This is a genomic window from Streptosporangium vulgare, from assembly GCF_042428775.1.
In the GTDB taxonomy this organism is placed as follows: Bacteria; Actinomycetota; Actinomycetes; order Streptosporangiales; family Streptosporangiaceae; genus Streptosporangium; species Streptosporangium vulgare.
In genome coordinates, this window is the sequence record NZ_JBHMBS010000001.1 from 36,180 (window position 1) to 48,853 (window position 12,674).

Sequence of the window (12,674 nt, forward strand, 5' to 3'; positions counted from 1 at the left end):
AATGGCCTTATGGCGAAAGAGGGAGATGTCGACATTGATGTCAGTGGAAATGTTGACCTTGTCGGGCGAGAAACAAATATTCGGGGTCATCGACTGGATCGGAGCTCGCTGCTAATGTTTCGCTCGACTGGCAGATTCGGCCAGCCAACGATTTGCGGCTATTGGGGTAACTCGCGTTTCTCTGGTCAAATCTGGTTGAGTCTGGTTGAAGGAGGTCCCCCATTTCTGGTCTGGATGGTGACGACCCCGAATTCCGGATGGACGCGGGAAACGTCAGGACCGGCCCTCCTCCGCCGTCCTCGAAGATCGAGTCGACCTACAACGAGCTCACGGCACTGATGGGTGAGATCGCGAGGCCCGACCGGCACGACGGCTTCCGGGCGGGTGCCCGCGACGCCGCGCCGATCCTGGCGGCCACGGAGCGGATGACCGACTTCGTGCTGGCCAGGCTGGGGGTGGGGCAGGGCTCCCGGGTGCTGGACGTCGGCTGTGGCGACGGTCGTCCGGCGGTGCGCCTGGCCCGGACTTCGGGCGCGCGGGTCGTGGCGATCGACGTCGACCGGGAGGCCCTGCGTGACGGAGCCGAGCACGCCGCGGCGCAGGGCGTGGCGGAGACGGTGCGGTTCCGGCACCTCGACGCGCTGGACCTGCCGTTCGCCGACGCCGCGTTCGACGCGGTACTGGCCTTGGAGGTCACCCCGCACCTCGACGTCGCGGCCTTCTACCGGAGCATCGCCAGGATCCTGCGCCCGGGGGGCCGCTTGGTGGTCGAGACCCCTTACCCGCGGGTTCCGCTGACCGAGGAGATCCGCGACCGCATCACCTCCTACCTGACCGTGCCGAACGTCGTGCCGAACGCAGCGTCGAACGTCGTGTCGCTCGACGCGCCGGAAGACCACCTGTCGGCGGCGCGGCGGGCCGGGATGGCCGCCACGGAGCTCGTCGACATCACCGAGAACGTACGTGACTCCTTCTCCCGGTTCACGCGCGGGACGCGGGAGCACAGGGCGCGGCCGGAGACCGGGCGCGGGGCGCCCGGCACCGCGCGGCGGCTCGGTGCCTTCGCCGCGTGGGCGGACGTCGCCGAGGTCGGCGGGGTGGTCATGACCTTCACCAGGATGGAGCACTGACATGGCGGATGTGACGGTCATCGGGACCGGGGTGGTCGGTTCCGCGGTCGTACGGGCCTGCGTCGACTCCGGCCTGGAGGTCTCGGTCTGGAACCGCACGCCGGAACGCTCGGAGCGGCTCGCGGGACGGGACGTCTACCTCCACGCGACGGCGGCCGAGGCGATCGAGGACTCCCCGATCGTGCTGCTGTGCCTCCTCAACTACGAGATCACCCACGCGGTCCTCGACGAGGCCGCGGCCGACCTCTCCGGCAGGCTCGTCGTCCAGCACGCCAGCGGCATCCCCGACGACGTCGCCCCCCTGCGGAAGCGGGTGGAGGTCGCGGGAGGCAGATACCTGGAGGCCGCGATCCTCAACCACCCGGACGCCATCGGCACCGAAGACTGTTTCGCCGTCTACGGCGGGGCGGCCGAGGACTTCAAGGAGCTGGCGGGCGTGACCGAGGCGTTGTCCGGCAAGCAGGTGCGCCTGGGCGCCGACCCCGGCTACGCCAAGGCGTACCACGTCGTCTCCCGGGCCTTCTACTACGCCTTCGTCAACGGTTTCCTCGAATGCTCGGCCATCGCGGAGAGCATGGGAGTCCCCCTCAACGACTTCGCGGAGTCCGTGCCGCTCTACGACCCCGGTTTCCAGAACACGATCGGCGTCGGCCTCGGCCTCATCGCGCGCCGTGACTACACCTTCGAGCAGGCTCCGCTCACCTCGCACCTGGACGTCCTCAACAACCTGGCGGGCGTCGCGGAGCGGGCGGGGATCGAGCAGTCCTACCTCGCCGTGATGCGCGAGCGCGTGCTGAGGGCGATGGAGCAGGGCTACCGGCGCGAGCACGTGGCGGTGCTCACCGAACAGTTCCGCAGCCGCCGAATGGCCGTCCATAACCGCTGAGAGGAAGCATGCACGGGTTTGAACCGATTGGCGGCGAGCCGGGGTCCGGTTTCCCGAGGCCGGGCACTCCCGGTCCCGGCCTTCCCGACCCGGCCGTCCCCGGTCCCGGAATCCCCGGTCCCGGCACTCCCGGCCCGGGGAGCCCCGGTCCCGGCACCCCCGGCACTCCCGGCCCCGGGGGTCCTGGTCCCGGTCCCCGAGGTCCCGGCATGCCCGATCCGGGCGCTCCCGATCTCGATGTTCCGGGTGCCGACATCGCGGCCGAGGGCATCACCCGCCGCCTTCCGGGCGCGCCCGTTTCCACCGTCCGTACGGGGTGCGACGTGGTGTTCATGTTCCCCGGCGGGGGGACGGGGTATCCCGGGATGGGCCGCGACCTCTACCGCGACGAACCGGTCTTCCGCGAGGCCGTGGACGAGTGCCTGGGCCTGCTGCCCGACCGCTCCGCCACCGAACGGCTGCACCCCCTGTGGGCGGGCGCGGCACCGGTCTTCCCCGACGAGTCCGACGAGTCCGACGAGTCCGGCGAGCCCGATGAGGCCGTCGCGCTCCCGGACGGGGAGGCAGGGGCAGGAATGGCAGGGGAGACCGATCCCTCGTCGGCGCTGACCGCCGTGTTCGTCATGGAGATCGCGCTCGCCCGGCTCCTCATGGCGCGGGGGGTGAGCCCTTCCCTGCTGATGGGACACAGCCTCGGTGAGTACGCCGCGGCCTGCGTGGCGGGTGTCATGTCGCTGCGCGACGCCCTCGCCGTCGTGACCAGGTGCGGAGAGCTTCTGTCCACCCTGCGCGACGGGGCGATGCTGGCGGTTCCGGCCTCCGAGCGGGAGGTCGAGCCCTTCCTCGGGGAGGGGGTGTGCCTGTCGGCGGTCGACGGCCCGGAGTCCTGCGTGCTCGCGGGTCCCGCCGCCCATGTCGCCGAGGTCAGGGAGCTCCTGGACCGGCGCGGGATCACCTGCCGCCTCCTGCCGCTCAGCACCGCCGCGCACTCGGCCCTGGTCGAACCCGTGATCGACGAGTTCCGCGCGTTCCTCGACGGCGTCCCGCTGCGCCGCCCCTCTGTGCGCCTGGTATCCAGCGTGACGGGGACCGGCGACGCCGACTTCGCCGACCCCGAGTACTGGGTCACCCATCTCCGGGCGACGGTCCGCTTCGACGCCGGACTCGGCCACGTCCTGGCGGACGGCCCGAAGATCCTCGTCGAGGTGGGACCGGGCACGACGCTGACCACGCTGGCGAGAGCACGAGCGGGCACGGACTCCGTCGTCGTCAACGTGACCCGCCATCAGACGGAGGAACGAACCGGCGGGGAGGTCCTGCTCGGCGCGCCGGCCCGGCTGGGGGAGGCGGGCGTCGAGGTCGACCCGCCCTCCCCGCGGCCGGAGTGGCGGCTCGGGCCGCCCGCGGTGCCCCACCCCTTCGTGCCGGCCGTCGTTCCCTCACCGGATCGGCCGGCCGTCGTCCATCCGCGGGACCGGCCGGCCGTCGCGCACCTGCCGAACCGGCCGCGTGTCACGGACCCGCTGTCGGACCCGGTCATGGACCCGGTCATGGACCCCGTCACGGATTCCGCCGTCACGGATTCCGCCGTCACCGTGCGGGAACGTTCGTCCGGAGCTCTGTACGGGATCACCTGGAAACGGGCCGTGGAGGTGCCGCCGGTGGATCCCGGTCCCGCCGTGCGGGAACACCGCTGGATCCTGCTCTCCGACTCGTCGCCCCTCGCCGAGGCGATCGTCGCGAGGCTGGAGGCGTACGGGGCCGCGACCGTCGTCGTCACCCCGGGGCGCGCGTTCCACCTCGCGGCCCGGAACCGGATCACGATCGATCCCCGGTGCGGGGAGGACTACGAGCAGCTCCTGAAGGCGGTGGAGGGCGACGCGGACGGGCCGTCGCGGATCGTCTGCCTCTGGGGAGCATCGCTGCCCGCACAGGTCTGCCCGCCGCTGGGCCACGTCGCCGGGCTGGCCCGTGCCCTGAGCGGCCGGCCGGAGACCGATCTCTGCCTCGTCACCCGGGGAGCCCTGGAGATCACCGGGGGCGAGCGCCTCGACCCGCGGGCGGCCCTCACGGTCGGAGCCGCGGGGCCGCTCCGCCACGAGCTGACCGGCACGCGTGTCCGGCTCGTGGACCTTGACCCGGGCGACCCCGGCGACCACGGGATCCGGGCCGCGGACCTCCTGGCCGAGCTCTGCCGGCCGCCGTACGAGGACCTGGTCGGCCTGAGGGCGGGTCACCGCTGGTTGCGCGGGTTCGAGCCGCTGGACGTGGAGCCCGGTACGTACGGAAGTCCCTCGGTGCGCCGGGGCGGGACCTACGTGATCACCGGGGGGACGGGCGGGATCGGGCTGCGGCTGGCCGGGCACCTCGCGGCCACCCACTCGGCGCGGCTCGTCCTGATCGGGCGCGAGGAGCCCGGGACGTTCCCGTCGTACGGCCCCGGAAGGCAGGGGGGTCATCCCGAAGGCTCGGACGGTTCCGAGGGGTTCGCCGGTCCCGCGGAGACGCCGGGCGGCGCCGGAGGGGACGGCGCCTTCGAGAAGTCCGGGAGGTTCGAGGGGGCCAGGGAGGAGAGCGGTCCGGGTGGGGGCGGCGGCTCCGGCAGCCGGGAGGGCGCGGCGCTGGAGGCGCTTCTCGCGGAGCGGGGAGACGACGTGCTGGTGCGCGGTGCCGACGTCGCCGACGCCCGGCGCCTCAGGGAGGTCCTCGAGGAGGCGCGGACGCGGTTCGGCGAGATCCACGGGGTGATCCACGCCGCGGGCGTGCCGGGGGAGGGCATGGCGGAGTTCCTCACCGAGGACGGCGTCGCCGCCGCCCTGCGGGCCAAGACCGAGGGGACCGCCACCCTGGTGTCGGTCCTGCGGGAGGTGGGCGCGCTTCCCGACTTCGTGGTGCTGTTCTCCTCGCTGGCGTCGTTCTCCGGGAATCCCGGGCTCACCTGTCGCGGGGCCGCGGACGCCTTCCTCGACACGTTCGCCCTCGGCGCGCGGCGCGACGGCGGAGGCGTACCGGTGCTGTCGATCGACTGGGACCGGTGGAACGGTGTGGGATCGGCCCGCGACGCGGAACGCCGTCACCGCGAGCTCACCGGGAGGAGCCTGGCCGGAGGGCTGAGCCCCGAGGAGGGGGTGACGCTCTTCGAGAGGTGCCTGGCGGCCCTTCCGCTGGGGCAGGTCGTCGTCTCCTCCCGCCCGCCGGGGGACACGGATCCCGCCCGGCGACCCCTGGTGCCGGGCGCCCGGTCACAACCCCTCCGCCCGCGCCACCTCGCCGCGACCCCGGCGGCCGGGGAGGAGCCTCGCGCGTACGGAGACACGACCCCTCGGGCCGGGGGGGAGGGGGAGCCGGAGGCGGTCAGTCCGTACGCGGTCCTCGGAAGGAACGACCTCCCATGACCGAGACGATCCCGGCAGACTCCCGCGCGTGGTTGCGCAGGCAGCGCTCGCTCGCCGAGCCTCGCGTGCGTCTCGTCTGCTTCCCCCACGCGGGGGACGCCCCGATGTCCTACCGCGGCTGGCAGGACCGGCTGCCCGCCGACGTCGAGCTCTCCGCCGTGTGTTACCCCGGCAGGCAGAACCGCGTCAACGAGCGGCCGATCGACCGGATGGAACCGCTCGTCGACCACGTCTGCCGGGTGCTGGTCCCCCTGGCGGACCGGCCGCTCGCCCTGTTCGGGCACGGCATGGGCGCCGTGGTCGCGTACGAGGTCGCGGTCAGGCTCGCCGGACAGCACCGGATCTCCCCGGCGGCGCTGCTGGTGTCTGGGTACACGGCGCCACACCTGTGCGCGGACGACGCGAGGAGGATCCCCCTCGGTGACCGCCAGCTCGCCGAGCAGGCCGCGGCCGAGAATCCGACGCTCCTGCGCTTCCCGGAGCTGATGGACCTGGCGATGATCGCGCTGCGGGCCGACCACGATCTCCTGCACGCCTACCGGCCCGCGTCCACCCCGCCGGTCACCGCTCCGATCGTCGGCTACCGGGGGACGGACGACCCGCGCGTGAGCCACGGGGAGATGCGTGCCTGGAGCCACGTCGCGGGCTCCGGCTTCGAGCTGCGGACCTTCCCCGGGGGCCACTTCCATCCGGCGGACGCCGAGGCGGCACTCGTCGCCGACATCGCGGAGCGCCTCGCCGGCGGCGGAGACACCGACCAGGTATTTCGCGGGGACTCACCCGTTTCTTCCCGGCACGAGTGAGGTCCCCGGCAGGGACGCGCGATCCGGAGGCGGCCGTGCCGGATAGGTCCGCACGGGTCGCACACGTCGCACGGTTCGTATGACCCGCACGGTTCGCATGATCCGCGTGGTTCCCGTGGTTCCCGTGGTTCCCGTGGCTTCCGTGGTTCGCGGGCGCGGCGGGGTGTCCGATGCGGCCGGTACGAATCCGCGTTCGCCGGTCGTCCCGAAGTGCGCCGTCCTGGAAATTGTCGGTACCCGTTGTCAGAGTCGACAGGGTCAGCGGCAACGTTCCGACCTCGTCCCCCGGAGGTGCGCGATGGCACGGCGACGGACACCCGCCAAGGCGGTACGACGGCGGGCGTCCGGCGGGCGAAGACCGCGCCGCCGCAAGGGCGACGGCGACCGGTTCCTGTGGGCGGTCGCGGCCGTGGCCCTCTTCGTGGCCGCGATGTGGCTCGTCGACGTCGTCGTCGCCAACTGGCAGCTGGTGATCGGTGGCACGATCGTGCTGATCGCGGGTCTGGCCGGGGTGCTCCTGCTCCGTCATCGGGTGATCGAGGCCCGGGAGCGGGAGTGGCTGGAGCACAACGCGCGCCTCGAACGCGTCGACCGCATGACCGGTGACCGGTTCGAGGCCCTCGTCGAGGCCCTGCTGCGGCGCGAGGGCTTCCGCGGGGTGCGCAGGATCGGCGGCAGCGGCGACGGCGGTGTCGACGTCGTCGCGACCGCGCCCGGCGGCGACCGCTTCGTCATCCAGTGCAAGCGCTGGAGCACCTCGGTGGGATCACCCCAGATCCGCGACCTTCTCGGCGCGCTCCACGCCTATCCCGGCCACCGTGGCGTGCTCGTCACCTCGGCGACCTTCACCGCTCCGGCGAGGGAGTACGCGGAGGGCACCGGCCTGACGCTGATCGACCGCGCGTCGCTCGCCGCCTGGTTCACCGGGTCCTTCACCCTCGCCCCGCGGGTACGCCACGGGGCCGCCCGGCGGTTCCTGCCGGGGCGCCGTCCCGCGACGCCCTACCCGGACGGCGAGCTGGGTCTGGAGGGAGCACTCGGCGACGAGCCGGCCTGACGACCGCACGACCGCACGACCGCGTCGCCCACCGGCACACGACGGGATACGGCAGGGCATGGCGGTGCACGGCGGGGTGAAGGGGGTGTGCCGGAAGGCGGTGGCGGCGACCGGCGAGTCTCCCGGGTGGGCGGGTGTCTCTCCCAGGTGAGCCGGAGTCTCTTCCGGGTGAGCCGGTGCCGGCACCGGGTCCGTCCGGCCGGGGGCGGCTCATGATCCCGTGGTGTCGAGGGCCTCTTCGAAGGCGGCGTGGGCCTCCGGGGTGAACAGGACGAACCGCAGGTCCGTCACCTGCGTCCGGGTGGCCCGCACGGTGTCGATGGCGGTACGGGCGGCGTCGTCCATCGGCCAGCCGTAGATTCCCGCCGACACGGCGGGAAAGGCGACGCTGATGGCGCCGAGTTCGTCGGCGACGCGGAGGGATTCGCGATAGCAGGAGACCAGGAGGTGCGTGCGGTCCTCGGTGAGGGAGTGGACGGGCCCGACGGTGTGGATGACCCAGCGGGCCGGGAGGTCTCCCGCGGTGGTGGCCACGGCCTGTCCGGTGGGGAGTCCCTTGCCGTAGTGGGAGGCGCGCAGTTCCCTGCATTCGGCGAGGATGGCGGGGCCGCCGCGCCGGTGGATGGCCCCGTCGACCCCGCCGCCGCCCATGAGTGAGGAGTTGGCGGCGTTGACGACGGCGTCGACGTCCTGCGTGGTGATGTCCCCCCGGACCAGCGTGATCCTCATGAGCCATGGCCTTCCTCGGTGGTCCGTCTTCTCTCGTATCGGGTCCTTCCCCGGTTTCCGGCGCTCTGACGTCTTCCCCGTCTTCCCCGTCTTCCCGTCTTCCCCGTGTTCCCCGGTTTCTCCGTCTTCCTCGTCGTTTCGTCCCGGACGTGCCGTGGGTCCCGCCTGAGCACCACCCGGGTGTCGCAGGCCTCGACCTCGATCCTCACCGCGCCGGAACGGCCGGTGCGATGCGGTGGCCCGGTCCATGCGGCCTCGGAACCCGTGACCCGGTGCGCGGGCGGGGATCACGACTCCGGCGTGGGAGCGGGGGATCGCGGCTCCAGCAGCTCGACCGTGCCGCGCTCGCCGTCGACCCTGATCCGGTCGCCGTCGCGCAGGCGCATGGTCGCGTTGCCGGTGCCGACCACGGCCGGGATGCCGAGCTCGCGGGCGACGATCGAGGCATGTGACAGGGGGGCGCCCATGTCGGTCACCACGGCGGCGGCGCGGGGGAACATCGGGGTCCAGCCGATGTTGGTCAGCGTCGTCACGAGGATCTCGCCGGGGGCGAGCCTGTCGCCGTCCTCGGGACCGGCGATGACGCGGACCACGCCCTCGACGACGCCCGGCGCTCCGGGGAAGCCGGTCACGGTGTCGCTCACCGGGGCGCCGCCGCCCCTGGCGTCGAAGATGTCCCCGCGCCGGTCGAGGTCGGCGGCCCAGCGTTCCGGGTCGAAACGGCCGACGATCAGCGTGGGGTAGGCGGGCAGGGCCGCGTACCGCTCGTACGTCGCCCGCCGGACCGCCACCCGCGCCGTCGGGGTGTCGTCGCCGCGCAGGACGGCGAGGATCTCCTGGATCGACAGGAAGAACAGGTCGTCGCCGTGGCCGGTGAGCTCACCGGCCCGCAGGACGAAGGCGCGCAGCGCCCAGAAGGCGCGGACCACCTCCGAGCGGGCGCTCTCCCGGTCGCGGACGATCGCGTTCCACCGCGCCACCCGCAGGCGCGTCCCCGCCACCCTGCGGGGGTAACGCTCCTCGAAGCGCCTCCAGGCCGCCTCGCGCGCCTTCCGCTGGTGGTCGAGCAGCGTACCGGCGTGCCCGCTGCTCCCGGGAACGGCCGCGAGCTGCGCGTCGATCCACCGGGGGTCCTCCCCGGGCCGGGGGATGGAGACCTCGAACTCGTGCGCGCCCCGGTGCCCGTAGAGACGGGCGAACGTCTCCCTGTCGATCTCCTTCGCGGCGAGCCTCTCCAGGCCGACGATCGTCCCGAGGCTGGCGAGCTCCCCGTCGGCGTTGGCACCGGTGAGCATGGCCTCGGCGTCCTGCTCGCCCACCGTCTCGCGCAGCCTGGCGCGGGTCATGACCAGGGTGTTGCCGCCCTGCCGCCCGGCGGCCTCCAGGGTCTGGCAGGCCTCGACGAAGTACGGAAGCAGCTCGCTCTCCCACAGCCCGGCCAGCTCGCCCGCGGTCGCGGTCGCGGCGATCCGCTCGCGCAGCTCCTCGCATCGCCGCCGCGCGGTGGCGAGGAAACCGGGCATCCTTTCGGTGTTGGCCGCGATCCGCCTGCGCAGGGTGAAGACGAGCGGCAGCACGCTTTTGACGATCTGCCAGCGCGAGGCGGGCAGCAGCGGCACGTCCAGGCCGCGCGGCAGCCTGCCGAAGACCTGCTCGACCGCGCCGAGCCGCTTCCGCATGCCCAGGGCGCGCGCCACCGAGAACACGACGCTCAGGTTCATGTAGAAGCGGCCGCCGATGTTGCCGACCACGGTGAAGCCCGGCAGCGCCGACGTCGACATCGCCTCCCCGATGAAGATCTGGACGAGTGACCACGTGCACGGCGTCATCACGTCGGGGATGGCCTCGCCGAGGTTGGCGCCGGTCCACAGGTAGTCGCCGATCAGGCTGTCGTTCCACTCCTCGACCCGCCGCCTGAGCCGGGTGATCGGGCGGGCCTGCACGACGAGGAACGTCCCCTCGCGCCTGACCCACTCCACGTCCATGGGCGTCCCGTACAGTTCCTCGATCTCCGTCGCGAGCCGCGCGAGCCGGGTCACCTGGGCCGGGTCGAGTACGGGCCGGTGGCGCAGGTCCTCGGGTACGGGTTCCTCGCGGGTGCCGCCGGGGACGCGGACCGTCATGACGGTCTTGTCGCCGACGCGCTCCTCGACGATCTCTACGCTCTCCCCCTCCTCGCCGCTGTTCCTGGCGACGATGACGGTGTCGGGTGTCACCTGCCCGCCGACGACGGCCTCGCCCAGGCCCCACGAGGCGTTGATCACGATCTGGTCGCGTGCGCCGGTGACCGGGTTCGCGGTGAACAGGACGCCCGCGGCGTCGGCGGCCACCAGTTCCTGGACCACCACGGCCAGCGCCACGTCCTCCTGCGGCACGCCGTTCGCGGCCCGGTAGGCGATGGCACGCGCGGTCCACAGCGAGGCCCAGCAGCGCCGGACCGCGTCCAGCAGGCCGTCGCCCCGGATGTTGAGGTAGGTGTCCTGCTGCCCGGCGAACGACATGTCCGGGAGGTCCTCCGCCGTGGCCGACGAGCGCACGGCGACCGGCACGTCCTCGCCGAGCCTCGCGTGGGCCGCGCGGATCTCGGCGGCGGTCTCCGCCGGTATCTCCCGCTCGGAGAACAGTGCCGCGATCCGCCGCGACGCCTGTTCGGCGGGCATGCCCGAGACGGCCTCCATGATCTGGTCGTTCAGCCCGTCGCGCGAGACGAAGTCGCGGTAGGCGTCCGTGGTGACGTGGAAGCCGCCGGGAACCGGCAGGCCCGCGCGGGCCAGCCGGGCCAGCGAGGCTCCCTTGCCGCCCGCCAGCGCGAGGTCGGCCGTTTCGTCGTCAAGGGGGAGGGTCTTCACCGCGCGTTCTCCTCGAACTTCTCTGACTTCTTCGACTTCCCGGTCTCCCCGGTCTCCCGGGATGTCTCGCTCTCCTCGGACGTCCTGTTTTCCCCGGACGTCCCGTTCTCCGCGAAGCCGAGGGAGACGCGCAGTTTCCGCCGCGCGGCCTCCACGACGGCGTCGACGTACTCCAGGGTGGCCCGCGTCACCGCCTGGGTGACGTCGGGGGGGAGCGGGCCCGCGACCTCCGTCGCGCTGCCGCCGGCGTCGGCGATCAGCTCCGCCAGCCGCTCGTCGGGCGGCCGGTATCCGGCCGGCATTTTCGGCGAGACGAGCAGGAACCCGTACAGCACGGAGACGAGCATGGTCACGTGCTCGGCGGGCGACAGGTCGCTCCGCAGCGCGCCGTGTCTCCGCAGCGTGGCGACGTAGGTCTGGAAGTCGCCGCCCAGTTCGGCGCCGGCCGCGCCGTCCCGCTTCTGGCGCGTGAGCCTGCCCAGCACCTCCGAGTCGCCCAGGACGCTCGCCCGCATCAGGGGCCTGCCGAGGACTTCCGAGGCGAGCGACCTGAGCAGGTCGCGGAGGGTGGCCGGGCCGTCCCCGAGCCGCCGCCGCACCTCGGTGACCATCTCGACCCGCTCGCGGCGCACCAGCGCGGCGAACAACTCCTCGCGAGTCTTCCAGTGCAGGTAGATCGTGCCCTTGGCGACCCCGGTCCGCCGGGCGATGTCCTCGACGGTGGTCTTGTCGTACCCCCAGCGCAGGACGAGGCCGGCGGTGGTGTCCAGGATGCGGTGCGCCCGCGCGAGCCGGTGCGAGGCGTCCTGCGGGGGTCGCCCCGCCTTCCTGGTCTCCGGCTTCACGGCACCGCCATTTCCCGTAAGTTTGACCAAATGACCTTATCTGGTCATTTAATTAGTACCACATCGCCGGGAAGGTGACAGTACGGGGACGGTATGACGCTGCGGGGGGCGTGACACTGCGGGGACGGGGTGCGCGGGGCGGTGCCGGCATGCGGTCCGGGGGCACGTCCGGTGCGCGCGGAGGCGCGAAGGTCGTGAGAGGTCTGAGAGGTCTGAGGGGTCTGAGGGGTTACGGCCCGGGGCGGTGCGCGGGCAGGTCGAACCAGACGCCGGTCCCGATCTGCCCGGTGCCGCACAGCCGCGTCCAGCGGGCCCCGCAGTGCCCCGCGGTGAACTCGTCGACGATCCGCAGGCCCCGCCCGCCGAGCTCCAGGTCGTCCACGCGGTCGGGGGCGGTGAACGGGCGGTGCAGCAGGCGTTCGATCAGCGGGACCCCGCCGCCGGCGTCGGCCACCTCGGCCCTGATCGGCAGGTCCTCGTCGTGCAGGACGCGAAACTCGTACGGGCCCGGGGCGTAGCTGCCGGCGTTGGTGGCCAGTTCGGTGACCACGACCTCCAGCTCGGCCACCTCGTGGGCGGCGAAGGGCGGCCGGGACAGCAGGTCACGGAGCAGCTCGCGGGCGCGGCGGGCGGCGTTGCCCGGAGGAAGGCACCATGCGGTCATCCGGAAGCGGCCGTGGATCATGCCGTGCACGCCGAATTCCAGAGCCTGAGCGCGCTCGGTGAGCATCGTCGCTCCTCATCGCGTAGGGATCGCGTAGGGCACCAGGGACACCGTCGCCGGGATGCCCGGCCGCGCGCTGGTCTGAATTACCCATGGTGCGGGACAAGACCGATATACGGAGAGTCGCAGGACCAATACTGTCCGCAGATCGGTTCGCTGATAGGCGGGGCCGATCAGCTTGCATGATCGGTCGTACCGATACGGCTTCGGCGGCACGGGATCGCCGGTTACCTTGGCGTCAAGGGAACCCGTCAAG

9 protein-coding genes are annotated in these 12,674 nt (G+C 72.6%); 5 read left to right on the plus strand and 4 right to left on the minus strand.

Translation table 11 applies throughout. The features are described 5' to 3' along the window. Positions 1-257 precede the first annotated feature (257 nt). The 5 genes from ACFFRH_RS00180 (at position 258) to ACFFRH_RS00200 (ending at position 7,271) form a co-directional block, all read left to right on the plus strand. Positions 258-1,130: an SAM-dependent methyltransferase gene (locus ACFFRH_RS00180; protein WP_386153033.1), complete on the plus strand. Its 873-nt coding sequence runs from the start codon at positions 258-260 to the stop codon at positions 1,128-1,130. Position 1,131: 1 nt separating this feature from the next. Then, on the plus strand, positions 1,132-2,016 hold the full coding sequence (locus ACFFRH_RS00185) for an NAD(P)-dependent oxidoreductase (RefSeq protein ID WP_386153036.1): 885 nt from the start codon (positions 1,132-1,134) through the stop codon (positions 2,014-2,016). A gap of 209 nt (positions 2,017-2,225) precedes the next feature. Further along, a complete protein-coding gene (locus tag ACFFRH_RS00190) occupies positions 2,226-5,411 on the plus strand; it encodes an SDR family NAD(P)-dependent oxidoreductase (RefSeq protein WP_386153038.1) in 3,186 nt (1,061 codons plus the stop codon). Next, positions 5,408-6,214, plus strand: a complete 807-nt coding sequence (locus tag ACFFRH_RS00195) for a thioesterase II family protein (RefSeq protein WP_386153041.1) — start codon at positions 5,408-5,410, stop codon at positions 6,212-6,214. Before ACFFRH_RS00190 ends, ACFFRH_RS00195 begins: the two co-directional genes overlap by 4 nt. A 298-nt stretch (positions 6,215-6,512) precedes the next feature. Then, positions 6,513-7,271, plus strand: coding sequence for a restriction endonuclease (locus ACFFRH_RS00200; RefSeq protein WP_386153044.1), 759 nt, complete (start codon positions 6,513-6,515; stop codon positions 7,269-7,271). Between the two features lie 210 nt (positions 7,272-7,481). Here ACFFRH_RS00200 and ACFFRH_RS00205 read toward each other — a convergent pair whose 3' ends face one another. The 4 genes from ACFFRH_RS00205 to ACFFRH_RS00220 all read right to left on the minus strand — a co-directional run bounded on the left by ACFFRH_RS00205 (position 7,482) and on the right by ACFFRH_RS00220 (position 12,424). After that, complete coding sequence (locus tag ACFFRH_RS00205) at positions 7,482-8,000, minus strand: O-acetyl-ADP-ribose deacetylase (RefSeq protein ID WP_386153047.1); 519 nt, start codon at positions 7,998-8,000, stop codon at positions 7,482-7,484. A gap of 287 nt (positions 8,001-8,287) precedes the next feature. Next, on the minus strand, positions 8,288-10,849 hold the full coding sequence (locus ACFFRH_RS00210; RefSeq protein WP_386153049.1) for a PEP/pyruvate-binding domain-containing protein: 2,562 nt from the start codon (positions 10,847-10,849) through the stop codon (positions 8,288-8,290). After that, the gene (locus ACFFRH_RS00215; RefSeq protein WP_386153052.1) at positions 10,846-11,694 is read right to left on the minus strand and encodes a TetR/AcrR family transcriptional regulator; all 849 of its coding nucleotides are present in this window, start codon (positions 11,692-11,694) and stop codon (positions 10,846-10,848) included. Before ACFFRH_RS00215 ends, ACFFRH_RS00210 begins: the two co-directional genes overlap by 4 nt. Before the next feature lie 229 nt (positions 11,695-11,923). Next, on the minus strand, positions 11,924-12,424 hold the full coding sequence (locus tag ACFFRH_RS00220; RefSeq protein ID WP_386153055.1) for an ATP-binding protein: 501 nt from the start codon (positions 12,422-12,424) through the stop codon (positions 11,924-11,926). Between the last annotated feature and the right edge of the window lie 250 nt (positions 12,425-12,674).

Excerpts from the sequence above, each read along its gene's own strand:
- ACFFRH_RS00185 (WP_386153036.1), top strand. The coding sequence starts at position 1,132 with ATGGCGGATGTGACGGTCATCGGGACCGGGGTGGTCGGTTCCGCGGTC.
- ACFFRH_RS00180 (WP_386153033.1), top strand. The coding sequence starts at position 258 with ATGGACGCGGGAAACGTCAGGACCGGCCCTCCTCCGCCGTCCTCGAAG.
- ACFFRH_RS00200 (WP_386153044.1), top strand. The coding sequence starts at position 6,513 with ATGGCACGGCGACGGACACCCGCCAAGGCGGTACGACGGCGGGCGTCC.
- ACFFRH_RS00195 (WP_386153041.1), top strand. The coding sequence starts at position 5,408 with ATGACCGAGACGATCCCGGCAGACTCCCGCGCGTGGTTGCGCAGGCAG.
- ACFFRH_RS00205 (WP_386153047.1), bottom strand. The coding sequence starts at position 8,000 with ATGAGGATCACGCTGGTCCGGGGGGACATCACCACGCAGGACGTCGAC.
- ACFFRH_RS00190 (WP_386153038.1), top strand. The coding sequence starts at position 2,226 with ATGCCCGATCCGGGCGCTCCCGATCTCGATGTTCCGGGTGCCGACATC.
- ACFFRH_RS00220 (WP_386153055.1), bottom strand. The coding sequence starts at position 12,424 with ATGCTCACCGAGCGCGCTCAGGCTCTGGAATTCGGCGTGCACGGCATG.